Origin of the sequence: Zoogloea sp. 1C4 (assembly GCF_009469605.1) — a bacterium.
Taxonomy (GTDB): Bacteria; Pseudomonadota; Gammaproteobacteria; order Burkholderiales; family Rhodocyclaceae; genus Zoogloea; species Zoogloea oryzae.
This window is the reverse complement of the sequence record NZ_SSXU01000001.1, coordinates 407,776-431,837: the sequence shown is the minus strand read 5'-3', so window position 1 is coordinate 431,837 and position 24,062 is coordinate 407,776. Positions and strand designations below refer to the sequence as shown.

At 68.3% G+C, this 24,062-nt stretch carries 21 protein-coding genes; 15 read left to right on the top strand and 6 right to left on the bottom strand.

The window, feature by feature from the left end; translation table 11 throughout:
- Window positions 1-9: 9 nt before the first annotated feature.
- On the bottom strand, window positions 10-1,017 hold the full coding sequence (locus GH681_RS01970; protein WP_194271106.1) for a helix-turn-helix domain-containing protein: 1,008 nt from the start codon (window positions 1,015-1,017) through the stop codon (window positions 10-12).
- Between the two features lie 387 nt (window positions 1,018-1,404).
- On the opposite strand from GH681_RS01970, the gene GH681_RS01965 reads away from it, so the two are divergent.
- The 12 genes from GH681_RS01965 (at window position 1,405) to GH681_RS01910 (ending at window position 13,982) form a co-directional block, all read left to right on the top strand.
- A complete protein-coding gene (locus GH681_RS01965) occupies window positions 1,405-2,514 on the top strand; it encodes an amine dehydrogenase large subunit (protein WP_228111742.1) in 1,110 nt (369 codons plus the stop codon).
- Window positions 2,514-3,140 carry a MauE/DoxX family redox-associated membrane protein gene (locus GH681_RS01960; RefSeq protein ID WP_153159772.1) on the top strand — a complete coding sequence of 209 codons (627 nt, stop codon included), beginning with the start codon at window positions 2,514-2,516 and terminating at the stop codon, window positions 3,138-3,140. The genes GH681_RS01965 and GH681_RS01960 overlap by 1 nt, the downstream gene beginning before the upstream one ends.
- Window positions 3,141-3,142: 2 nt before the next feature.
- Window positions 3,143-3,739: a methylamine dehydrogenase accessory protein MauD gene (gene mauD / locus GH681_RS01955; RefSeq protein ID WP_153159771.1), complete on the top strand. Its 597-nt coding sequence runs from the start codon at window positions 3,143-3,145 to the stop codon at window positions 3,737-3,739.
- A gap of 28 nt (window positions 3,740-3,767) precedes the next feature.
- Window positions 3,768-4,295 (top strand): methylamine dehydrogenase light chain, encoded by a 528-nt coding sequence (locus GH681_RS01950; RefSeq protein ID WP_153159770.1) that lies wholly within the window; start codon window positions 3,768-3,770, stop codon window positions 4,293-4,295.
- A 14-nt stretch (window positions 4,296-4,309) separates the two neighbouring features.
- On the top strand, window positions 4,310-4,786 hold the full coding sequence (locus tag GH681_RS01945) for a cytochrome c (RefSeq protein ID WP_153159769.1): 477 nt from the start codon (window positions 4,310-4,312) through the stop codon (window positions 4,784-4,786).
- Entirely contained in the window at window positions 4,783-5,229 is a 447-nt protein-coding gene (locus GH681_RS01940) for a cytochrome c (protein ID WP_153159768.1), read from the top strand. Before GH681_RS01945 ends, GH681_RS01940 begins: the two co-directional genes overlap by 4 nt.
- 35 nt (window positions 5,230-5,264) lie before the next feature.
- Window positions 5,265-6,653: a DUF1329 domain-containing protein gene (locus tag GH681_RS01935; protein ID WP_153159767.1), complete on the top strand. Its 1,389-nt coding sequence runs from the start codon at window positions 5,265-5,267 to the stop codon at window positions 6,651-6,653.
- Window positions 6,654-6,683: 30 nt separating this feature from the next.
- Window positions 6,684-8,462 carry a DUF1302 domain-containing protein gene (locus GH681_RS01930; protein WP_153159766.1) on the top strand — a complete coding sequence of 593 codons (1,779 nt, stop codon included), beginning with the start codon at window positions 6,684-6,686 and terminating at the stop codon, window positions 8,460-8,462.
- A 59-nt stretch (window positions 8,463-8,521) separates the two neighbouring features.
- Window positions 8,522-10,885 (top strand): RND family transporter, encoded by a 2,364-nt coding sequence (locus GH681_RS01925; protein ID WP_153159765.1) that lies wholly within the window; start codon window positions 8,522-8,524, stop codon window positions 10,883-10,885.
- Window positions 10,886-10,896: 11 nt separating this feature from the next.
- Entirely contained in the window at window positions 10,897-11,859 is a 963-nt protein-coding gene (locus GH681_RS01920) for a YCF48-related protein (RefSeq protein WP_153159764.1), read from the top strand.
- 16 nt (window positions 11,860-11,875) lie between these two features.
- Window positions 11,876-12,355: a TerB family tellurite resistance protein gene (locus GH681_RS01915; protein ID WP_153159763.1), complete on the top strand. Its 480-nt coding sequence runs from the start codon at window positions 11,876-11,878 to the stop codon at window positions 12,353-12,355.
- Window positions 12,356-12,479: 124 nt separating this feature from the next.
- The gene (locus GH681_RS01910; protein WP_153159762.1) at window positions 12,480-13,982 is read left to right on the top strand and encodes an aldehyde dehydrogenase family protein; all 1,503 of its coding nucleotides are present in this window, start codon (window positions 12,480-12,482) and stop codon (window positions 13,980-13,982) included.
- A gap of 10 nt (window positions 13,983-13,992) precedes the next feature.
- Here the strand turns inward: GH681_RS01910 and GH681_RS01905 are convergent, their stop codons facing one another.
- Together GH681_RS01905 and GH681_RS01900 are read right to left on the bottom strand one after the other, a co-directional pair.
- On the bottom strand, window positions 13,993-15,162 hold the full coding sequence (locus tag GH681_RS01905) for a sorbosone dehydrogenase family protein (RefSeq protein ID WP_153159761.1): 1,170 nt from the start codon (window positions 15,160-15,162) through the stop codon (window positions 13,993-13,995).
- Window positions 15,163-15,169: 7 nt separating this feature from the next.
- Window positions 15,170-16,636: an aminoacyl-histidine dipeptidase gene (locus GH681_RS01900; RefSeq protein ID WP_228111741.1), complete on the bottom strand. Its 1,467-nt coding sequence runs from the start codon at window positions 16,634-16,636 to the stop codon at window positions 15,170-15,172.
- A 143-nt stretch (window positions 16,637-16,779) separates the two neighbouring features.
- Between GH681_RS01900 and GH681_RS01895 the strand changes: the two genes are divergently transcribed.
- The 3 genes from GH681_RS01895 to GH681_RS01885 all read left to right on the top strand — a co-directional run bounded on the left by GH681_RS01895 (window position 16,780) and on the right by GH681_RS01885 (window position 19,623).
- A complete protein-coding gene (locus GH681_RS01895) occupies window positions 16,780-17,358 on the top strand; it encodes a transglutaminase family protein (RefSeq protein WP_153159759.1) in 579 nt (192 codons plus the stop codon).
- Between the two features lie 70 nt (window positions 17,359-17,428).
- Window positions 17,429-19,393, top strand: a complete 1,965-nt coding sequence (locus GH681_RS01890) for a helicase-related protein (protein WP_153159758.1) — start codon at window positions 17,429-17,431, stop codon at window positions 19,391-19,393.
- A gap of 14 nt (window positions 19,394-19,407) precedes the next feature.
- Window positions 19,408-19,623: a DUF3820 family protein gene (locus GH681_RS01885; RefSeq protein WP_153159757.1), complete on the top strand. Its 216-nt coding sequence runs from the start codon at window positions 19,408-19,410 to the stop codon at window positions 19,621-19,623.
- A 15-nt stretch (window positions 19,624-19,638) separates the two neighbouring features.
- Here GH681_RS01885 and GH681_RS01880 read toward each other — a convergent pair whose 3' ends face one another.
- The 3 genes from GH681_RS01880 to GH681_RS01870 are packed head-to-tail and all read right to left on the bottom strand — an operon-like array spanning window position 19,639 to window position 23,964.
- On the bottom strand, window positions 19,639-22,749 hold the full coding sequence (locus tag GH681_RS01880) for a type I restriction endonuclease subunit R (protein WP_153159756.1): 3,111 nt from the start codon (window positions 22,747-22,749) through the stop codon (window positions 19,639-19,641).
- On the bottom strand, window positions 22,746-23,429 hold the full coding sequence (locus GH681_RS01875) for a hypothetical protein (protein ID WP_153159755.1): 684 nt from the start codon (window positions 23,427-23,429) through the stop codon (window positions 22,746-22,748). The genes GH681_RS01880 and GH681_RS01875 overlap by 4 nt, the downstream gene beginning before the upstream one ends.
- Window positions 23,416-23,964: a MarR family transcriptional regulator gene (locus GH681_RS01870; protein WP_153159754.1), complete on the bottom strand. Its 549-nt coding sequence runs from the start codon at window positions 23,962-23,964 to the stop codon at window positions 23,416-23,418. Before GH681_RS01870 ends, GH681_RS01875 begins: the two co-directional genes overlap by 14 nt.
- Window positions 23,965-24,062 lie beyond the last annotated feature (98 nt).

The window sequence follows — 24,062 nt, the reverse complement described above, 5'->3', positions numbered from 1 at the left end:
GTCTGTCGTTCAGCTTGCATCCGGCACGCCCAGCCGGCGCCGGAGGGTTTCGGAAGGGAGCTCGCCGAACATCGCCTTGTAGTCGGCGGCGAAGTGGGAGAGGTGCAGGAAGCCCCACTGCAGCGCCACGTCGGTGACTGATTCGCGGCCGTCCCCGTTACGCAGGGCGCGGCGCACGCCGTTGAGGCGCATGGCCCGCAGGAAGCTCACCGGATTCACGTCGAGCACGTCCTGGAAGCTGTATTGCAGGGTGCGGCGGGAGACGTTGAGTTCGGCGCACAGGTCGGCCACGGTGATGGGCTCGTTCACGTGGTGGCGCATGTATTCCCGGGCGCGATCGACGATCTGGCGGCGGGCCTGGCTGGTGGATGGCGGACGGAGTGCATCGACGCCGTTGCCGATTACGGCTAGCAGGCTGTCGAAGATGGCGTGCTCCATCGCCTTGCGCATGGCGGCGTGCCCAAGAATGTGCGGGGTGTTGCGGGCGGTGTCGAGCACGGTGAGGAGCAGGGCGCTGAGCTCCTGCATCTTCTCGGCGCTGCTGGGGATGATCCGCCGCTTGCCGAGTTCGGCTTCGATGTCGCGGCCTTTGGTGCGCAGGGCGTAATTGTTGAAGACTTCCTTGTGGGTGGTGATGGCCACCACGTCGAGCTGCCGCGGGGTGCGGAAATCAAGCTCCTCGCCGCCATGCAAGGTGAGCATCGTGTCCCGGTCGAAGGACTCGCCGCAGTACCAGCCCTGGCCTTCGAGGTTCAGTGGAATCCCGAATGTCCGCGAGCCTTTCCAGGAAGATCCGGCCTCGTGAACCATCTGGTTCGTACGCTCACGGAATACCTGCACATTGCCGAACCAGGCCTCTTCGATCTCGCCGTTGAAGCGGCCTGGCGAGAGCTGTTCGTAGGCCTGGATCCACTGTTGCAGGCTGCATGCGTGCTCGTGGGCGTCTTCGGTTTGGGTGGTGGCAAATGCGCTGAACGGGCCGGGTTCGGTGCCGCTTCTCCTGGGGTGCAAGTCCATGGCTGTGCTCTCTGTTTTGGTGTGGTTTGGGGCGGTCTTACGACTCTTAAAATCAAAGTAATACCAATTGCCCCAAATCCGCAAGGGTCTTGTAACTCTTGTTGTGCGGCGCACAACGATGGTGCAGTGCACACAAAAATCCCCTTTTTGGACAGACACTTGCACCAGATTGGAATTGCCGATATTGGATAGCGCCCTTTTTGGGTAGCCCCCACTATGCCTCCAACCGCAGCCCGGAACGCCATGTCCGGAACGCGGGAAACCCGCCCCGGGATTGCCCGGGCGGGACGACTGACAGGTGCCCCCGACAGAGAGAGACGACGGTTCGGGCACCGCAGCAAGAAGGAGGAAAACGTGCTTCGAAAATCGTTAGCGGGGAGCTTGCTGTTGCTGGGCCTGTGTGCCGGCGCCAGCGCCGAACTGGCTCCGGAAGCGATAACCACCGGCAAGTTGCCGCCGGCCAATCCGTATCGCATCTATCTGTCGGACGTTTCCATTGGCCACATCGTGGATGGACGCCTGCACGTGGTGGATGGCACCTCGTTGCGCTACGAAGGGGTGATCGCCACGGGCTACGCCGGCCAGGCCATCCTGTCGGCTGATCGCAAGGAAATCTTCGTTGCGACCACCTACTACACGCGCCTTAACCACGGCACCCGTACCGACGTGGTGGACGTGCATGACGCCCAGACCCTCGCCAAGACCGGCGAGATCGCCATCCCGCCGCGCCATGCCCAGTCGCTCAACTACAAGGGCACGATCCGGCCCTCTAGCGACGGGCGCTGGCTGTTCGTGCAGTTCGCCACCCCGGCCACCTCGGTGGGGGTGATCGACCTGAAGGAGCGCCAGATGGTGGCCGAGGTGGCGACGCCCGGCTGCTGGAGCATCCTGCCGGCGGCCACCACCGGCGGGCGCTTCTCCACCGTCTGCGGCGACGGCACGCTGCTCACCGTCAGCCTCGACGCCGCCGGCCAGGTCGCCAGCCAGAAGCGCAGCGCGAAGTTCTTCGACGCCGACAAGGACCCGATCTTCATCCACGGCGAGCAGGACGGCGACACCTACCGCTTCGTGTCCTTCCTGGGCGATGTCTACACCGCCCACGTGGGCGGCGAGGTGGCGAGCTTCGACGCCCCCTGGTCGATCCTCTCCGCCGCCGACCGCAAGCAGGGCTGGCGCCCCGGCGGCTACCAGCTGATCGCCCAGCACAACGCCAGCGGCCGGCTGTTCGTGGGGATGCACGACAAGGGCTTCGAGGGCAGTCACAAGACGCCGGCCAAGGAGATCTGGACCGTCGATCTGGCCAGCAAGAAGCGCGTCGCCCGCACCCCCGGCAACAACGCCATCGCGCTGGCCGTGAGCCAGGGCGACGGTGCCCGCCTGTTTGCCTACGACGGCGTGAAGGCCGCCATCGCGGTGTTCGATGCCAAGGGCAAGCTCGCCCTCGCCAAGCGCATGGAAGGCATCGGCGAGACGCCCACCCAGATGGAGCTGCACTGATGGACGCCCTGGCTCTTGACCCCGTGCTGGCCCGCGCCTGCGGGGCGGCGATCGCGGTGGTGCTGCTCACCGGGGCGTGGCAGAAGCTGCGTGACCTGGCGGTCTTCGAGGCATCGGTCGACCTGTACCGGCTGCTGCCCGAGGCCCTGGTGCCGCTCTTCGCCCGGGCCTTCCCGGTGCTGGAGGCGGTGGCCGGCGTCGCCCTGCTGCTGGACGCCACCCGCAGCGTCGGGCTGGTGCTGTCGGTGGCGGTGCTCGGCCTTGCCACCGCCGGCGTCGTCGCCAACTTGCTGCGCGGCCACACCGACATCGACTGCGGCTGCGGCGGAGCAGGGGGGCACACCACCCTCAGCTGGGCGCTCCCCGCCCGCAACACCCTGCTGATGATCCTCGCCGTGCTCGGCGGACAGGACGGCGGCAGCCGCGACCTGATGTGGATCGACTACCTCACCGTCGCCGGCGGCACCCTCGCCCTGTTCGGCCTCTACGCCACTGCCAACCAGCTGATGGCCAACCACCCCCGCCTGATTCAACTTAGCGCCCCCAAGGCCGGGCCCAGCCCGGCCCGCCCCCCGAGGGGGGCAAGAAAACTTGGGGCGGCCCTGCGTTTTCTTGAGAGGAACTGATCATGACCGAAGCCCTGATGATTTCGAACGTCCTGCTGTGGATCGCCGTCCTGGCCGCCCTCGTCGGACTGTTTGCCCTGGCCCGCCAGATTGGCGTGCTGTACGAGCGCGTGGCCCCGATGGGCGCGCTGATGATGGACACCGGCCCCAAGGTCGGCGAGGCCTCACCGGTGTTCGACCTGCCGGCGCTGGTGGGCAACACCCGCGTCACCATCGGCCGCCCGGCCGACAAGAGCACGCTGCTGTTCTTCCTGTCGCCCACCTGCCCGGTGTGCAAGAAGCTGCTGCCCATCCTCCGCTCGGTCAATCGCACCGAACAGGACTGGCTGCGCGTGGTGCTCACCTCCGACGGCGAGCAGCCCGAGCACCTGGCCTTCTACGAGAAAGCCGACCTGAAGGAATTCCCCTACGTGCTGTCCAGCGAGCCCGGCATCGCCTACCGGGTGGCCAAGCTGCCCTACGCGGTGCTCCTCAACGAGCACGGCCGGGTGGTGGCCAAGGGCCTGGTGAACTCCCGCGAGCAGCTCGAGAGCCTCTTCACCGCCAAGGAGATGGGCGTCGCCTCGGTGCAGGACTTCATCGACCACCAGCACGCCTGACCGCTCCCAACCCCAAGGAGAGACAACCATGAAATGGCTCGATGACCTGTTCGAGCGGAAGACCCGCAAGGTAGCCCAGCAGAGCTCCCGCCGCGGCGCGCTGATCCGCATCGGCAAGCTGATGGTCGGCACCGCCTTCGTGCTGCCGGTGCTGCCCTTCGACCGCACCGCCCAGGCCGCCGCCGGCGCCGCCCGCAAGGCCGCCAACGCCAAGCCCGGCGACCAGGACTGCGAATACTGGCGCTACTGCGCCCAGGACGGCTACCTGTGCTCGTGCTGCGGCGGCACCGCCGCCACCTGCCCGCCGGGCACCGAGGCCTCCAAGGTCGCCTGGATCGGCACCTGCCGCAACCCGGACGACGGCAAGGACTACCTCATCAGCTACAACGACTGCTGCGGCAAGACCGCCTGCGGACGCTGCCTGTGCAACACCAACGAGCGGGAACGGCCGGCCTACCGGATGGGCGTGCATAACGACATCAACTGGTGCATGTCCAACGACTCGACGATGTTCCACTGCACGCTCGCGGCGGTGGTCGGCGTGGCCGAAGGCTGAGGGTGAGGCCCGCCATGCGTACCCTGCTCGCCAGCCTTCTTTGTGCAGCGGCCTTGCCCGCGGCGGCCACCGACGGCGCCGCGGTCTTCGCCACCCACTGCGTGATGTGCCACCAGCCGGGCGGCACCGGCCTGCCGGGGATCGCCCCGCCGCTGGCCGGCACCCTGGGCGAACGCTTGCAGGTGGCCGGCCGCGGCTACCTGCCCCGGGTGGTCACCCACGGCATGGTCGGCCCGATCACCGTGCAGGGCACGCGCTACACCGGCTCCATGCCGTCCTTCGCCCAGCTGCCGGACGCCGATCTGGCGGCGGTGCTCAACCACGTGGTCGGCAGCTTCAACGCCGGCACGCTGCCCGACACCCACCAGCCCTACACCGCGGCCGACCTGGCCGAGGCCCGGGCCGAGCAGCTCGCGCCCCATCAGGTGCGCAAGCTGCGCGACGGGGCTGCGGGTGCGGGCGGCACGGTTGGCAAAGGGAGCGGGTCATGAAGGCCGCCCGGCTCGCCTTGGCTGTCGCCCTCACGGGCGGTGGGCTGGCCGCCGGGCCGGCCGTGGCCGACGCCGACCACACGGCACGGATGCAGTACATCCTGCACTGCGCCGGCTGCCACCAGGCCGACGGCCACGGCGCGCCGGATTCCGGCGTGCCCGATATGCGCGGCCAGCTCGGCCACTTCCTCAAGCTGCCCGAGGGCCGGGCCTTTCTCGTGAAGGTGCCAGGCACCTCGAATTCCGCCCTCTCCAACCGGGAGGTCACCCGGCTCCTCAACTGGATGGTGCGCAGCTTCTCGGCGCCCACCCTGCCGGCGGATTTCGTCCCCTACACCGAGGTGGAGGTCACCGCCTTGCGCAGCGCCCCGCTGGACAACGTGGCCGGAGAGCGGGCGGCCATCGTCACCCGGCTCGCCGGGCAGGGCATCACGATCCGCTAGCCATCGATTCAAACCTTCGACAGGGAGTCATCATCATGCACACACACGCCCCCACCCCCTTCAGGCCGCGCATCGTGGGCGCCGCCCTCGCGCTGGCCTTTTCCGCCACGCTTTCCGCCACTGCCACGGCGGCGGTCTCCGAGCAGGACGCCGCCCGCCTGGGCAAGGATCTCACCCCCGTCGGCGCCGAGAAGGCCGCCAGCAAGGACGGCGCCGTGCCCGCCTGGGACGGCGGCATGACCAAGGCGCCCGCCGGCTGGAAGCCCGGCCGCCTCGACCCCTACAAGGACGACAAGCCGCTGTACTCGGTGGACGCGTCCAACCTCGACAAGTACGCCGACAAGGTGCCCCCGGGCCAGGCCGCCCTCATCAAGGCCTACAAGGGCTACAAGCTGGACGTATACCCCAGCCACCGCAGCTGCCCGGCGCCGGACATCGTGGCCGAGCGCACGAAGAAGAACGCCACCTACGCCAGGATCGGCGACGACGGCTGGCGGCTCGAGCAGGCCTACGGCGCCGGCGTGCCCTTCCCGATCCCCAAGAGCGGCGTCGAGGTGCTGTGGAACTACAAGACCCGCTACACCGGCCTCGGCCGCCGCGCCCAGATCGCCGCGCTGATGCCCGACAAGGACGGCTCCATCGTCGAGACCCGCCAGTGGTCCTTTGAGCTTTACCCGTTCAACGATCCCAAGACCACCACCCTCAAGGACGTGGAAGGCATCGACTCGAAGCTGCTCTACGACGTGCTCTCGCCACCGTCCCGTGCGGGTGAGGGCTACCTGATCCACGCCTACCTCGACAAGCCCCAGGACGCCTGGATCTACTTCCCCGGCCAGCGCCGCGTGCGCCGTTCGCCCACCTTCGCCTACGACAACCCGATCGCCGGCTTCGACAACCTGTACTTCGTCGACCAGATCAACATGTTCACCGGCGCGCCCGACCGCTACGACTTCAAGCTGGTGGGCAAGAAGGAGATGATCGTCCCGTACAACTCCTACAAGCTCATCGACAAGAAGAACAAGTTCAAGGACATGCTCGGGCCCGAGTACGTCAAGCGCGACTTCATGCGCTACGAGACCCACCGCGTGTGGGTGGTCGAGGCCACGGTGAAGGGCGACAAGCGGCACAGCTTTGCCAAGCGGGTGTTCTTCGTGGATGAGGATTCGTGGGCGCTGCTCCACGTGGATATGTACGACGCCAAGGGCAACCTGTGGCGCGTGCAGGAAGGCAGCCTGTGGGCCGCGCCTGAAGTGGGCGCCTGCATGTCCTACGAATACCAGATGTACGACCTCGTGGCCCGTCGCTACGTGACCGACAACTGGACCGCCGAAGGCGAGGTGCTCGACCTCACCGCCGGCAAGGAAGGCCGGGTCAACGCCGCCACCTTCAGCCAGGACGAACTGCGTCGCCGCGGCGAACGCTGATCTGCGCCCCTCACTCAGGAGATTCCCATCATGCACATTCAGGCGATCTCGCATCGCCGGGCCGGGCTTCGCCTGGCGCCGGCGACTCTCGCGGTGGCAGCGGCCGTGGCCGGCTGGTCCGCCCCCTCCCAGGCGGTGCGTTTCGGCAGCGAGGACGGGCTGTCGGGCAGCTTTGATTCGGTGGTGTCCTTCGGCATGACCCGGCGCATGTCGGGCACCGACTGCCGCACCATCGGCAACGACAGCGGCGGCTGCAACAACGGCACCAATAACGAGCTCCAGGCCCGCCAGGGGGCCAACGGCTACGCCAACGCCGACTTCAACTTCACCAACTTCGATGACGGCAACCTCAACTACAAGAAGGGCGACATCGTGTCGGCGGTGCTCAAGGGCACCCACGACCTGTCGCTCAAGGCGCCGGAAGGCTGGAGCGCCCTCGGCCGGGTGTATTGGTTCCACGACTTCCGCTCCGACCAGACCCGCCGTACCGAGCTCACCGAATCGTCGGTCACCGCCAAGGCCACGCTGCTCGACGCGTGGATCGCCAAGGAAGTGCGCTACGGCGACCAGCGGGGCAAGATCAAGCTGGGCAATCAGGTGATCTCGTGGGGCGAGGACATCTTCATCCTCGGCGGGGTGAACCAGATCAACGCCCTCGACCTGCAGAAGTTCCACGTGCCCGGCACCCAGCTCAAGGAGATCTTCGTGCCGGCGCCGATGGTGTCGTGGTCCGGCGGCATCACTGACAAGCTCGGGCTGGAGGCCTACTACCAGTTTGCCTGGAACAGCTTCAAGTTCGACCCGGCCGGCACCTTCTTCTCCACCGCCGACGTGATCGGCAAGGGCAACCGGGTGGCCTACATGCCCACCTCGATCTGCAACGACTTCAGCCTGCCCACGCCCTGCGGCGACCGCTCCGGCTTGACCGACCGGCAGATGATCAACAACGGCACCGCGCTGCCTTACCTGGGCCAGCAGAAGCCCGGCTGGGGCGGGCAGTTCGGGGTGAATCTGCGCTACAACGCCGAGGAGATCGACACCGAGTTCGCCTTCACCTACCAGCGCTACCACGACAAGCTGCCCTTCCTGGGCTTCACCGGCACCAATGCCGGCGCGGTGACCGGCTACTTCCTCGCCTACGGCCAGGAAAAGGACCTGTTCGCCATCTCTGGCAACACCAAGGTGGGCGATGTGGCGGTGGGCATGGAGTTGTCGTTCCGTCCGCGGGACAGCGTCGGCGTCGACCCGACGGTGCCCTTCGGTCAGGTGTTCGGCGGCGCCTTCAACAAGAACAGCGTGTATGACGTGGGCCGCCACCCGGGCTACGTGGAAGAGAAGAAGTGGCAGTACCACGTCACCGCCTTCTACACCTTCTCCCGCAACGATCCGCTGGGCGGGCTGGCCACCGCGCTGGGCGCCACCGACGGCTTCATCCTCTCCGAAGCCGCCGTCGCCCACTACCCGGATCTCGACCGCTCGGGCTACACGCCGTACTTCCTGCCCAACTACGCGCTGCCGGATCGCACCTCCTGGGGCTACGTGGCCGAGATCGGCTTCAACTACCCCAACGTGATGGGCAGCGGCATCACCCTCACGCCCCAGCTCGACTTCGCCCATGACGTGAAGGGCACCAGCCCCAACGCCATCCCCTTCGTGGAAGGGCGCAAGGCCGCCACCCTGTCGCTGTTCGCCAACTATCGGGACCGCTGGAAAGGCGCCCTGCAGTACGTGAATTTCTCGGGCGGCGGTGCCAACAACCTGATGCGCGACCGGGATTTCCTGGCCGCCAGCGTCTCCTACTCGTTCTGACCCGCAAGGCCAGGGGCGCGGCCACGCACCGCGCTCCGGCCCAGACAGGAAACCCCAGCATGATCGAGAAACTGGTCATCGGCCTGCAGCGCTTCTTCTTCGGACACCGGCTGCTGACCCTGAGCGTGCTGCTGGCCTTCACCGCCCTGATGGGGGTGTTTGCCGCACAGCTCAGGATGTCGGCCGGCTTCGACAAGCAGCTGCCGCAGGACCACGAATACATCCAGACCTTCAACCAGTACCGGGATGTCCTCTTCGGCGCCAACCGCATCATCGTGGTGGTCGAATCGAAGAAGGGCGACATCTGGAACGAGAAGGCCCTCACCAAACTCTACGACGTCACCCAGGCGCTGTTCTTCATGCCCGGCGTGGATCGGCGCACCGTCACCTCCCTGTGGACGCCCAACACCCGCGCGGTGCAGATCACCGAGGAGGGCATGAAGGCCGAGGACGTGATCGGCGGCGACGTGACGGTGAAATCCCTCACCTCGGACAACATCGCCGGCATCCGCGAGCGCACCATCATCGGCGGCTTCATGGGCAGCCTGGTGGCCAACGACGGCTCCGGCGCGATGGTCGTCGCCGAACTGGCCGACCCCGACCCGGCCACCGGCAAGCGCCTCGACTACTTCGATTTCAGCCGCAAGCTCGAGGCCGAGGTGCGAGACAAGTTTGCCGACGCCGACACCAACATCCGCATCATCGGCTTCGCCAAGCAGATGGGCGACATCTCGGAAGGTGCCACCAGCGTGGTCGAGTTCTTCGCCCTGGCCTTTTTGCTGACTGCCGGCGCGGTGTACTGGTACACCCGCTCGTGGGTGCTCACCTTCCTGCCGCTGGCGAGCTCGCTGGTGTCGGTGGTGTGGCAGTTCGGCACCATCACGCTGCTCGGCTTCGGGCTCGATCCGCTGGCGGTGCTGGTGCCCTTCCTGGTGTTCGCCATCGGCGTCTCCCACGGCATCCAGCAGGTCAATTACATCGCCAAGGAGGTCATCAACGGGGCCGACGGTTTCACCGCCGCCACCCGCAGCTTCACCGGCCTGCTGGTGCCGGGCACGCTGGCGCTCATCACCGCCTTCGTGGGCTTTGCCACCCTGGTGCTGGTGCCCATCCCGATGATCCGCGAGCTGGCCATCACGGCGTCGGTGGGCGTGGCCTACAAGATCGTCACCAACCTCATCATGCTGCCGGTGCTGGCCAGCTTTTTCAGCTTCGACGGCCGCTTCGTGGCCCGGGCGAGCAAGGTGGAGGGCATGCGCAACCGGCTGATGGCGGCCCTCGGCGTACATATCGCCAGCCCGCGCAACGCCTTCATCGGTACCGTGGTGTGCCTCGGCTTGCTGGTGGTGGCGGTGTGGCAGAGCCAGGGCCGCCACGTGGGGCACGTGCTGCCCGGCGCGCCGGAACTCCACAACGACTCCCGCTACAACCAGGATGTGGAAGCCGTGGTGAGCCGCTTCGGGCTCGGCCTCGACATGCTGACGGTGGTGGTCGAGACGCCCAAGGACGGCTGCTACCAGCACGAGGTGATGGCCTATGTGGATCGGCTGACCTGGTATCTCACCAACGTGCCCGGCGTGCTGTCGGCCCAGTCGCTGCCCACGCTCACCAAGCTGGCGGCGTCCGGGGTGAATGAGGGCAACCCCAAGTGGGCCTCGCTGCCGCAAGAGGAACTCACCCTCGGCGAAGCCGTGCGCCAGGTGCCGGAAGGCCTGCGCCTCTACAACGCCGACTGCACGCTGCTGCCGGTGAATCTCTACCTTGCCGACCACAAGGCCAGCACCATCAAGGAAGTGGTGGCCGCGGTGAAGCAGTACCGCGACGCCAACCCCTTTGCCGGGGTCACGGTGCGCCTCGCCAGCGGCAACGCCGGCGTGCAGGCCGCCACCAACGAGGTGGTCGAACACTCCGAGCTGCCGATGATGCTCTATGTGTACGCCACCATCCTGGTGCTGGTGTTCCTGGTGTATCGCGACTGGCGGGCGATGATCGCCTGCTGCGTGCCGCTCACTCTGGCCACCTTCCTGGGCTACTGGTTCATGAAGGAGCTTTCCATCGGCCTCACCGTGGCAACCCTGCCGGTGATGGTGCTGGCGGTGGGCATCGGCGTGGATTACGCCTTCTACATCTACAACCGCCTGCAGATGCACCTCTCCCACGGCGAGGACATCGTCACTGCCTTCAAGCAGGCCCTGCGCGAGGTGGGCGTGGCGACGGTGTTCACCGCCGTCACCCTGTCGGTGGGCGTGGCCACCTGGTCGTTCTCGGCGCTCAAGTTCCAGGCCGACATGGGGATGCTGCTGACCTTCATGTTCATGGTGAACATGATCATGGCCATCACCCTGCTGCCCGCCCTGGCCGTGATGATCGACGTCCTGATCCCCCGTCGCGGGCCGGTCCGGGCGCCGCTGATGATGCACTGACGGAGACGCCCATGAAACTCAAGACAACGATGACCCTGCTGCTGGCCGCCAGCCTTGCCGCCGGCGCGGTGCTGGTGACCGCCGCCGAGAGCCGCCCGGCCGGCGAAACCCCGGCCATGAAGGCCCGCCTCGCCAGCCGGGCCGGGCTGGTGGCCGTCGCCCGCGCCGGCGCCTCGCTGGTGGCGGTGGGCGACTTTGGCACCGTGGTGCGATCCAGCGACGCCGGCGAGACCTGGCAGCAGGCCGCCAGCGTGCCGGTGAGCGGCCTGCTCACCGCGGTGAGCTTTGCCGACCCGAAGAACGGCTGGGCGGTGGGCCACGGCGGGGTGATCCTCGCCACCACCGACGGCGGCGACAACTGGACGCTCCAGCAGGTGGTGGACGGCAAGCCGGTGCTGCTGGGCGTGCATTTCACCGACGCCACCCACGGCTACGTTGTGGGCGCCTACGGCACGGCGCTAGCCACCGCCGACGGCGGCCGCAGCTGGCAGCCGATGAAGGTGGGCGAGGGGCGCGACGCCGATCCGCACCTGAACCACCTCTTCGCCGCGCCGGATGGCGCGCTGATCGCCGCCGGCGAGAGCGGTTCGGCCTTCCGCTCCCGCGACGGGGGCGGGCACTGGGAGCGCCTCAACACCGGCGTCACCGGATCCCTGTGGGGCGGGCTCGCCCGACGTGACGGCCACCTGCTGCTGCTGGGCATGAGCGGCCGGGTACTGGAAAGCGCCGACGGCGGCAGCCACTGGCAGGTGCTGGACACCGGCACCACCCAGGCCCTCACCGGCGGTGTCGAGCGGGACGACGGCAGCCTGCTGCTGGTGGGCACCGGTGGGGCGGTGGTCACGTCCCGCGACGGCAAGCTCGTCACCCACATCCGCGACGACCGCCAGAACCTCGCCGCCGTCGCCACCGCCGGCAAGGCCGTGGTGCTGCTCGGCCAGAACGGGCTCCTGCGCGAAACCGCAGGCCAATGACTTCGGAGACCCAACCATGCTGGAAAGACTGATCGGCCTTTTGCGCGGCGAACTGCTGGCGGAGGCCGTCGAGCGCGGCCCCTTCGAGCGCCGCTTGATCGCCGTGGCGGCCCTGCTGCTGGAAACCATGTACGTGGATCGCGTGGCCTCCGAGGCCGAACATCAGGCCGTCAAGCGCCTGCTGATGGAGCACTTCCACCTGCCCCGGGAGCGCGTCGACGAACTCATCGCGGTGGCCGAGGTGCGCTACGCCGAGGCGCTCGACGACTGGGAGTTTGCCGAGGCGGTGCGCGTCGGCTTCGGCCCCGAAGAGCGCCAGGAGATCCTCACCATGCTGTGGGAGGTGGCTTACGCCGACGGCCTGGAAAAGCTCGAAGGCCGGCTGATGAGCCGCCTCGCCCGCCAGCTCGAGCTGGACGAGGACGCCGTGGCCCTGGCCCGCGCCGCCGCCAGCGCCCGCTCCGGCGTGCTGCGCGGCGAGCCCGGCGACGCCTGATCGACCACCCCAAGGAAACCCCATCCCAACCCCCGGCAATCCGCCGCGATTGCCGCTTCCCATGTCGGGCGCCGGCCCGGCAGGCCCCGTTTCGCCCACAAAAACCAACGAAGGAGACAAGCCCATGAATAACTTCCACGGAATCGAGCTCGCAGCCGGCACCGCCGCCTTCCTCGCCCGACCCCGCCGCATGCTGATCGGCGCCGAATGGCAGGAGGCCGCCAGCGGCGAGACCCTGCCGGTGATCGACCCGGCGAGCGGCGAGGCCTTCTGCCGCGTGCCCGCCGGCGACGCGGCTGACATCGACCGGGCCGTGGCCGCCGCCCGCCATGCCTTCGAGGCCGGCGAATGGTCGCGGATGCGCCCGGTGGATCGCGAACGCCTGCTGGTGCGCCTGGCCGATCTGGTCGAGGCCCACGCCCAGGAGCTGGCCGAGCTCGAAGCCATCGACAACGGCAAGCCGGTGACGATGGCGCGCCACGTGGACGTGGCCCTGTCGGTGGATTTCCTGCGCTACATGGCCGGCTGGGCCACCAAGATCGAAGGCTCGACCATGGACGTGTCGGTGCCGCTGGTGCGTGATCGGGAGTTCTTCGGCTTCACCCGCCGCGAGCCGGTGGGCGTGGTTGGCGCGATCATCCCGTGGAACTTCCCGCTGCTGATGGCCGCCTGGAAGCTTGGCCCGGCGCTGGCGGCCGGCTGCACGATGGTGCTCAAGCCCGCCGAGGAAACACCCCTGTCGGCCCTGCGCCTCGCCGAGCTGGTGCTGGAGGCTGGCTACCCGGCGGGCGTGCTCAACGTGGTCACCGGCCTCGGCCACACCGCCGGTGCGGCGCTGGCCAGCCACAAGGGCATCGAGAAGGTGGCCTTCACCGGCTCGACGGAGGTGGGCAAACTGGTGGGCAAGGCGGCTCTCGACAACATGACCCGGGTGTCGCTGGAACTGGGCGGCAAGAGCCCGGTGATCGTCCTCGACGACGCCGATCCGGCCCAGGCCGCGGCCGGCGCGGCGCAGGCGATCTTCTTCAATCAGGGCCAGGTGTGCACCGCCGGCTCGCGCCTGTTCGTCCATCGCAGCCGCTTCGACGCCGTGGTGGAGCAGCTCGCCGGCATTGCCGACGCCATGAAGATCGGCCCCGGCATCGACCCCTCCACCCAGATCGGGCCGCTGGTTTCCAACATCCAGCGCCAGCGGGTGATGGGCTACATCGAGAGCGGGCTGGGCGAGGGCGCCCGGGCGGCGGCCGGCGGTTCGGCGGGTGCGGGCGCGGGCTACTTCGTGAAGCCCACGGTGCTGGTGGATGCCCGCGACGACATGCGCGTGGTGCGCGAGGAGATCTTCGGCCCGGTGGTGGTGGCCATGCCCTATGAGGATCTCGACGAGGTGGCCCGCCGCGCCAACGACACGCCCTACGGCCTCGCCGCCAGCATCTGGTCGAACGACCTTTCGCGGGTGCACCGGCTGATCCCCAAGATCAAGGCCGGCACCGTGTGGGTCAACTGCCACAACATCCTCGACAACGCGATGCCCTTCGGCGGCTACAAGCAGTCCGGCATCGGCCGCGAGATGGGCCGGGCGGTGCTCGACATGTACACCGAATCCAAGTCGGTGGTGATGATGCTGTAAGCGCCGGGTTTCAGTTAGGGCTCACCATCAGCAGGGTGCCATTGCGGTCTTCGGTCACCCACAGCCGGCCGCGGCTGTCGGCCTTGATGTCGGTGGGGGCGCCCATGGGATGGCTGGCGTTGGCCTGCCAGCCATCCACCAGCACCTCGAAGTTGCGGGCGGGCTGGCCGGATTTGTCGAAGCGCCAGGCGACGATCCGGTGGCCCAGCTTGCGGTAGCCGTGGAGCGCGACCACCAGGCTGCCGCGCCATGCCGCGGGGGCGCCGGGGCCGTCGTAGAACGTCATCCCCAGCGGCGCCGAGTGGGCCGGCAGCAGGCGCTCGGGTTTTGCGTAGCGGCTGCAGTCGCCGCTGCCGAAGGCCGGGTCGAAGGTGTCGAGCCCGGTGCAGTAGGGCCAGCCGTAATGTTGGCCAGCGCGCACACGGTTGAGCTCGTCCGCCGGTCGGGTGTCGGAAACGATATTGCCCGGCAGCACGTCGCGGCTGTTTTCGCCCTGCCACAGCGTGCCGTCCGGCCCGAAGGCGAGGGCCATCGAATTGCGCAGGCCGCGGGCGAATAGTTTTACCGTCCAGCGACCGTTTTCAAGCTTGTAGCGCCAGATGGCCGAGCCGGCGTCGGGGCGTTCGGCCTCGGGGCAGGGCTTGCCGGGAGGGCCGTCCTCACAGTGGTCGGAGGTGCTGCCGATGTTCACGTAGATCGCGCCATCCGGGCCGAACACGAACTGCGTGAGCGGGTGGCGCCCGGTGGCGGGCAGGTTGATGACCACCGGCTCCAGCACCGGCGGCGAACGATCGAGGCGGACCCGGGAGATGCGGCTTGCCTCGCCGATGTACACCGCGCCGTCGGGGCCCGTCTGCAGCCCGTGGGGGCAATCCAGCTTGGTGAGGATCGGCTTAACATCGAAGCCACCCGGGCGGGGCGTGAGCATCAGCAGCCGCCCGGCGCCCGCATCCCAGCGGCCCAGATCTGCCACCAGCACCCGGCCGTCAGCCAGCGGCAGTACCCCTCGGGGAAAGCCCAGCTTCGTGGCCGCCAGCCCCACGCAGAAACCCTTGGCTACCTTCAGCGACACGGCGGGCAGGCCGGCACATTCGCCTTTCGTCACATAAGCATCGCCTTTTGCCGCGTGGGCGGCGGGGGCGACGAGGAGGGCGCAGAGCAGGGCCAGGCGGCGGATCATGATGGGCTCAAACCTGGGCGATGTCGGCCAGGATGGCGGTGAGCAGCTGCCACACCTTGCCTACTGCCTCGATCTCGACCCGCTCGCCCGGGGCGTGGGCGCCGCGGATGGTCGGGCCGAAGGAGACCGTGTCCATGCCCGGATACTTGGCGCCGATGATCCCGCACTCCAGCCCGGCATGGACCACCTTCACCACTGACTCGCCGCCGAAATCCCGCGCATAGACCCGCTGGCAGCGGGCCAGCAGCGGCGACGCCGGATTGGGCGCCCAGCCCGGATAGTGGCCGGATTTGCTGGCGGCGGTGCCCGAGAGCGCAAACAGGCTGACGATCTCGTCGGCAAGCGCGTCGCTGCCGCTGTCGATCAGCGAGCGGACCATGAAGTTGCAGCTGCCGCCATCAGGCCCGACGCTCGCCATGCCCAGGTTGTTGGAGGTCTCCACCACGCCCGGCACCGCCAGGCTCTGCCGGCGCACCCCGTGGGGCGCGGCGTGCAGGCTGGCGAGCCACACCGACTGCTCGGCCGGGGTGAGCACCGCGTCGGCGCTGGCGGGGGCGTGGGCGAGGCTGACGCCGGCATCGACGCCCGCGAGCTCCTGGCGCAGGGTGGTTTGCCAGCGGGCCAGGGCCTCGCCCAGCGCATCGCCGCGGCCGGCCGGCAGCGCGACGGTGGCGCGGGCCTCCCGGGGCAAGGCGTTGCGGGCGGTGCCGCCCTCAAGGCTGGCGAGGCGCAGCGGAAACTGGCTTTCCAGATCCCGCAGCACCCGCACCAGCAGCTTGATGGCGTTGCCGCGCTCTTCGTGGATGTTGACGCCCGAGTGCCCGCCGCGCAGGCCGGTCAGGGCGATCTGCCAGGCTTCATGGCCGGCGGGCAGGGCGTCGGGCGTGCCGGGGCGGGCGACGTTCACGTCCAGCCCGCCGGCGCAGCCCAGGTAGAACTCGCCCCAGTCCTCGGTATCGATGTTGAGCATCAGCCGGCCCTGCAGCACGCCGGGTTCCAGCCCCTGGGCGCCGCCCATGCCGGCTTCTTCATCCACCGTCAGCAGGGCTTCGAGGGGGCCGTGGACGAGGCGGCTGTCATCCAGCACCGCCAGGATCAGCGCCACGCCGATGCCATTGTCGGCGCCCAGCGTGGTGCCCTCAGCCACCAGCCAGCCGTCCTTCAGCACCGGGCGGATCGGGTCGCGGGTGAAGTCGTGGTCGGTGTCGGCGTTTTTCTGGCAGACCATGTCGAGATGGGCCTGCAGCACCACGCCGGGGGCGGCCTCGTGGCCGGGGCTGGCGGGTTTGCGGACGATCAGGTTGCCGGCGCCGTCCACGTGCGCTTCGAGCCCCCTGGCGACGGCCCAGGCGTGGAGGTGGTCGCGCAGGGCATCCTCGGCCTTGGAGGGGCGGGGGATGGCGCACAGGGTGGCAAAGTGGCGCCACACGGCGGCGGGCTGGAGATCGGCAAAGACGGCGGGCAAGGCAGACATGGCGGCGGAATGGAGTTGGATGCGTGAAACGGAAGCGCCAAGCATCGGAGGGATGCGGCGGTGCGTCAAGAGGCAGCGTGGCGTTCGACAGCGGCGCGTGGCCCACGTAAGCTCGCGCTCCGACATCTTGCCCGGACAGCATCATGCAGCCCTATCTCGCCGCCAGCACCTACATCGATTTCGACCACCCGGACGTCGCCGCCCAGGCGCGCCGGCTTGCCGAGGGCGCCACGTCGACGCGCGAGGTGGTGCGCCGCTGCTTCGAGTTCGTCCGCGACGAGATCCGCCACAGTGCCGATTTCATGCAGAACCCGGTCACCTGCAAGGCGTCCGACGCGCTGCGCCACCGCACTGGCTACTGCTACGCCAAGAGCCACCTGCTGGCCGCGCTGCTCCGGGCCAATGGCGTGCCCACCGGGCTGTGCTACCAGCGCCTGTCGGTGGGTGACACCGGCGCGCCCTACTGCCTGCACGGGCTCAATGCCGTGTGGCTGGATGGCATCGGCTGGTACCGCATCGACGCCCGCGGCAACAAGCCCGGGGTGGATGCGCAGTTTGAGCCGCCCGTGGAGCGCCTGGCCTTTGCGATCCGCGAGCCGGCCGAGCGGGATCTGCCCGAGATCTGGGCCGAGCCGCTGCCCTGCGTGGTGCAGGTGCTGGAAACCGAGCCCGACGTGGCCGCCGTGCTGCGCAACCTGCCGGACGTGCCGTTGATCGGCTGATCGTCCGCTGCTTTTTCGTACGACTTTTCCGGGCTGGTCCGCTGAGGCCGGCCCCGTGTTTTTTCGACTGATGATGACGAACACCGAACTCCCCCAACCCGCCCCCGCGATGGACTTGCGCTTCATCGTCACCACCAGCAGCAACCGCGTGTGGCTCGCCGCCAGCCGCCGGGTGCGCGCCGGGGGGGAGGAATTCCGGCTGGTGGGCTATTTGCCCGAGAGCTGCCTGGGCCAGGCTGGCCATTGGCGGCGGCGCCCGCTTGCCGGGCGCCAGACGCTGGAGCAGGCCATGCTGGCCGCCCAGGGCGCGCACCTGGAGGCTGCCCTCAATGCCGCCGTCGCCGAGATCGGCGGCTTTCTGGAAGCCTGCGCCACCGAAGGGCTGGCGCCCAACCTGCGCGGCCTGAAGGATGACTGGTCGGCGGGCCGGCTGGATTTTTCCACGCTGCCAAAGACGCTCGCCCAGACCCTCTCCGACCTCCGCGCCCGGCGCCGCCACCGAGATCTCGCCGGGCAGATCGGGCGCTCGGTGCGCCTGTCGGACTACCCGGACACCTTCGCCGCCCGGCGCCGCCCGCGCAAGCTGATCGCCGTGCTGGGGCCGACCAACTCAGGCAAGACCCACGACGCCTTCGAGCGCCTCGCCACCGCCAGCGCCGGCGTGTATCTCGGCCCGCTACGCCTGTTGGCGCTGGAGGCCTTCACGCGGCTCAATGAGGAATTCGGGGTGAGCGCGTCGCTCATCACCGGCGAGGAGCGCCGGATGGTCGAGGGCAGCCGGGTGACCGCCTCGACCATCGAGATGCTCGACCCCTCCGCCGAGCTGGAGGTGGCGGTGATCGACGAGATTCAGATGCTCAGCGACCCGGACCGGGGCTGGGCGTGGACCCAGGCGGTGGTCGGCGCCAACGCCGCCGAGGTGTGGCTGGTGGGCGCGCTGTCGGCCGAGCCGGCGGTGGTGGCGCTGGCCGAGCGCCTGGGCCTGCCCCTGGAAATCCGCCGCAAGCAGCGCAAGCACCCCCTGGTGGTGGGCGAGGCGCTGGCCCACAACCCGGCCGGCGCGCTGCGGCGGGCCCGGCCAGGGGACGCCTTCATCGTCTTCTCGCGGCGCGACGCCCTCAACCTGCGGGATGACTTTCTGGCCCTGGGCAAGTCGGTGGCGTGCATCTACGGCGCGCTGTCGCCCGAGGTGCGCGAGCGCGAGGCGCACCGCTTTGCCGGCGGCGACGCCGACATCCTGGTGGCCACCGACGCCATCGGGATGGGCCTCAACCTGCCCATCGAGCGGGTGGTGTTCACCGCCATCCAGAAATACGACGGCACCACCCGCGACACCCTTTCGCCGTCGCTGCTCCAGCAGATTGGCGGGCGCGCCGGGCGCTTTGGCCATCAGGAGGAGGCGGGCGTGGTGGCCGGTCTCACCCCGGCCGAACACAAGGTCGTCGCCGCGCTGATGAAGGCCCCCCAGCCGCCGCTGGAAGCCCGCGGCTTCCAGATCACCGCTGGCAGCGCCTATCTCGAGCAGATCGCCGAGATGGCCGGCGACACCCGGCTGGAGGCGCTCCTGTCGCTGTTTCAGCTCCACGCCGATTGCGGCGACGGCTTCTTCGTGCCGCACATCCCCGAAGAGCAGCTCGCCCGCGCCGCCCAGCTGGACCGGATGAAGAACCTGACGCTCCACGAGAAGCACGTCTTCTCGATGGCGCCGATGGCGTCCCAGAACGAGACCATCGACGGCGTGTGGCGCGACTGGGCCTACACCGCCAACAAGGGCAAGGCCATCGAGCTGGATTTCCTGCCCCGCGTGCCCCAGCGCGCGTCGCTCGAAGAGGCCGAGACGACCGTGCGCCTGATCGCCGCCTACCGCTGGTTTGCCTACCGCCTGTCCGAGCGCTTCATCGACCAGGAGATGGCCGACGCCTGCCTCGCGCCGTGGATCTCGGTGGTGGATGGGCACCTGCGCAGCCGCTACCGGCAGGGCGTGGGCGGCGGCCGCAAGGGCGTGCCGAGCTGGTACTGGCCGGTGCGCCACTGAGCAGAGACAGCGCGATGAACCCGGAACTCCTCGAACTGCTGGTTACCCGCAGCATGCCCTACGGCAAGTTCAAGGGCCGCCTGCTGGCCGACCTGCCCGGGCATTACCTGGCGTGGTTCGCCCGGGAGGGTTTCCCGTCCGGGCAGCTGGGTCAGCTACTCGCGCTGATGCACGAGCTCGATCACAACAACCTGCGGGCGCTCCTCGACCCGCTGCGGCGGCCGGGCTGAAGCCAGCCCCGGCGGTCAGGCGGGCGGCCGCATCCCTTGCGCCCGTGTCCGCAGCGCCTCGTACAGCTGGGCTGGCCCCAGCAGGGTTTCCTTCAGCCCTTCCCGCACCCGCTCCGATCCGAGCGCCTGGGCGCTCATCGTGTTGTGGGCTTCCAGCGCATCCATGATGGCGCTCATCAGGGCGCTGGCGAGGTCGGGGGAGTTGGCAAACTGCTCCTTGCTGTTGTTGGCGGCCTGCCGGACGAGGGTTTCGTTTTCCAGCAGCTTGCCTTTGAGCACGCCGTTCACGTAGACCAGCTGGTCGTCGTCCGACAGCTCGCCCTCGAAGAGCCCGTTCACCTTCTGGATGATCTCCTCCAGCAGGCCTTTTTCCTTTTCCTGCACCGCGCCGCTGCCGGTGTCGGTCATCGGTGCCAGCCGGGGCGCCTCGCCGGCCTTGAGGTTCAGTGTCTGCTGGCCCTTGTTCTTCAGGGTGTGGTGGGTCAGCACCACTTTCGAGAGGTCCACCGTGTCCCGCTCGCGGCCGAAGTCGAGGAGGGGAATCAGCCGCTTGTAGAAGAGAAAGCGCTTCTCGATATCCGTGTTGCCGTAGTCGAAGATCTGCGACAGAAAGGCGTACAGCCGGCAGAAGGCGCCCATGTCGCCCTTGAACAGCACCAGCACATCCATCGCGTCCCGGGCGGCTTGGGCGGCGTCCTTGTCGTGGCTGGCTTCGGCGGCGGCCCGCTGGGCCTGCAGGGCCTTGTAGCGTTTCAGCAGGCGGTCGGCCACCGGGGCGAGGGCGGCGCTCAGCTGGGCCTGGGTGCCTTTCGGGTCGGTCTCAATGTGGGCCACCCGGTCCACCTCGAAGCTGTCGTAAAAGCCGGCGCCGTCGAGCTTGGCGCGCAGGTCGAAGACCAGGTGCGGGTCGGTATTGGCCTCCAGCCGGGCGGTTTCGTAGTAGGTCTTGAAGGCGGTCAGCACGTCCTCGGCGTCGTTCACAAAATCGAGGATGTAGGTGGTGTCCTTGCCCGGGTGGGCGCGGTTGAGGCGCGACAGCGTCTGCACCGCCTGGATGCCGCCCAGCCGCTTGTCCACGTACATGCCGCACAGCAGCGGCTGGTCGAAGCCGGTCTGGAACTTGTTGGCCACCAGCAGCAGGTGATGGTTCGGGTCGGCGAAGGCTTCGCGGATGTCGCGTCCCTTGAGCCCGGGGTTCAGCGCTTTGGTGGTTTCGGCGACCGGTTCGGGGTAGCTCTCCGGGTCGTCGATCTCGCCCGAGAACGCCACCAGCACGCCAAGCTGATAGTTGCGTTTGAGGATGTAGGCAGTGATGGCCCTCTGCCAGCGCACCGCCTCCTTGCGGCTGGCGACCACGATCATCGCCTTGGCCTTGCCGGCCAGGAGCGGCTGCACGTTCTCGCGGAAGTGCTCCACCACCACCTGCACCTTCTGGCTGATGTTGTAGGGGTGCAGGCGCACCCACTGCATGATGCCCTTCAACGCCTCGGATTTCTCCACCTCTGTCTCGTCGTACTCCTTGCCGTTGTTGGCGAGCCTGAAGGCGAGCTTGTAGGTGGTGTAGTTCTTCAGCACGTCGAGGATGAAGCCTTCCTCGATCGCCTGGCGCATCGAATACACATGGAAAGGCTGCGGCAGGCCGTCGGCGTCCTTGCGGCCGAAGAGCTCCAGCGTCTTCGGCTTGGGCGTAGCGGTGAAGGCGATGTAGGTGAGGCCCTTGTCCTGGGCTGCCTTGGCGGACATCTGGGCGGCCAGCAGCGCCTCGGTGTCGATCTCGCCGCCGTCCTGAAGCTCGGCCAGCTCGTCGGCCGACAGCACCTGCTTGAGCCTGGCCGCTGCCTCGCCGGTCTGGGAGCTGTGGGCCTCGTCGGCGATCACCGCGAAGCGCTTGCCCTCGGTGGCGGCGAGCTCCTGCACCGCCTTCAGGGCGAAGGGGAAGGTCTGGATCGTGCACACGATGATCTTCTTGCCGTCCTTCAGCGCCTGGGAGAGCTGGGCGCTCTTGCTGCCGTGCTCGTCGGTGATGGTCGCCACCACGCCGGTAGTGCGCTGGAAGTCGAAGATCGCCTCCTGCAACTGGGCATCCAGCACGTTGCGGTCGGACACCACCAGCACGCTGTCGAACACCTTGCGATGCGCGGCGTCGTGCAGGTCGGCCAGAAAGTGGGCGGTCCACGCGATCGAGTTGGTCTTGCCCGAGCCGGCGGAATGCTGGATCAGGTAGCGATCGCCAGCTCCATGCTCCAGCACGTCGCCCACCAGCCTGCGGGTTGCGTCCAGCTGGTGAAAGCGGGGAAAGATGACGCTCGTGAGCTGCTTCTTGTCGTTGCGCTTGCCGATCAGGTAGCGGCCGAGGATCTCCAGCCAGCTGTCCCGCTGCCACACGTCCTGCCACAGGTAATGCGTGGCAAAGCCGAAGGGGTTGGGCGGGTTGCCGGCGCCGCCGGCGTTGCCCCGGTTGAAGGGCAGAAAGCGCGTCGCCGTGCCGGCCAGTCGGGTGCTCATCATCACCTCCGACTGGCTCACCGCAAAATGCACCAGCGCCCCGCCGGGGAAGGCCAGCAGCGGCTCCGCCAGCCCGCCCCTGGGGGCCGGGTCACGGTCGAAGCGGTACTGGTCTACCGCATCGCCCACGCTCTGGGTGAAGTCCGATTTCAGCTCGGCGGTGGCCACCGCGATGCCGTTCACAAACAGCACCAGATCCACCGCGTCCTTCGGGTTGTTGAGCGCGTGATGCACTTGCCGCACCACCCGCAGCCGGTTGGCCGCGTAGGCCTGCTGGATCGCCGGGTTGAGGCCCAGCGCCGGCCTGAACTGCACCAGCGAGAGCGGCTTCTTCAGCCCCACCAGCTCCACCCCGCGCCGCAGCACCTCCAGCGTGCCGTGCTCGTTGAGGCACTTGCGCACCCGCTCGGCCAGCACCTTCGGCAGCGCCGCACCGTGGGTCTTGGCCAGCGCCTGCCAGTTCTCGGGCTGGGTCGCCTCCACCCAGGCCAGCAGATCGGGCAGGAAGAGGGCGTTTGGGCGGTCGTAGTGGGCGGCGTCGCCCTCGGCGTACAGCCAGCCGTGGCGGGCCAGGTGATCGCAGATGGCGGATTCGAAGTGGATTTCCTGGTGCAGGTTCATGGGCTCATGGCTTTCAGTCGCCCCAGGACAACGCCGACGCGCTCCGGCTCGGCCAACAGGCCCGGCAGCACGTTCACGAAGTCCGGGCTTGCTAGCAAAGGACCAAATGCCGCAGCGACGGCCTGCCGGACGTCGGCAGGCGCGGCGGCCAACTCAGCGGCAAGCGCCTCGCGCCCATCTACGATGTTGAGCACATCCTCAAGGTCATGGCTGCTCAGGAAGTCGCCGCCACCGCGGCCGGCAAAGGCCTCCAGCTTGGTTGCGACAAACGCCACGGCGCTCACCAGCCGAATCGTCACGCCATTGCCCAGGTCCACGGGCACGGCCGTTTCGACTGCATAGGGATACCAACGGTTCGAGAAGCCCAGCACATCCGGCTGCACCGGCATCAGGTCGAAGAGCACACCCGATGCCTTGTGCACCCAGCGACAAATCACGTCGCTGCTGACGTCGCGCGCAAACCCACGCGTGGCAACCAATGCCTCGATTCGATGTAACAAGGCCCGGTTTGCACTTACCACCGCATCCACGTCGCGGGTGGCACGGACGCTGTCGGCCAGCGGGTCCGTCACCAGCAGGCCGGCTACGGCGCCGCCGATGAATACCACCTGTTCCCGCAAGTCGCCCAGCGCCTCGGCGACTTGGCGAAGGTGGGTCAAGTTCGGGTCATTGGATCGCATCGCCACTCCCCGGGCCGAGCTGATTGAGCTCGGCTTCCATCAACTGGGCTGCCAGGGCTCGCTCGCGCGCACGCCCGGTCCGCAATGCGTCCAGCAGGGCCAGCAGGCGATGCAGCGCAGGGTCGGCGAGAGCGGCCTGAGGGGCGGTCTTGTAGAGCGGCGAGAGCGTGGGGCCCTTCGCGGAGCCGGTCGGATGGGCCCAGACGGGCGCATCCTCCTGGGCCACCGTCAACCGGCCGGCGAGCGGTTCCGTGCCGATAGACGTCGGTACCCCGCGTTTGACCGGCCCCTGAGCGGCCGGCCAGACGTAACGCACCCCGTGCAGCATGAACTCCAGCAGGTTCGGCCTGACCGGCGACCACTCGCCGCGTGCCGGCGCGACCGCCAGGCCGGAGGCCACGGCGCGCTTTACGCTAGCGTGGGTCTCCGACGCGCTCATGGCCAGGGCTTTCCCCAGCGCGGCATAGGTCCAGCGCTGTGACGGGTTCGCAGCCGCCTTCAGCAGCACCAGCAGGTCTTGAGGTTTGAGCTCCATCGTTCGCCGTATTCGCAATTCGCGAATTACGAATACTTGCCGATCTTGATGCGATTGGCAAGCTGAAACTGGCCACGCAACCAATCGCGCGGCGCCTG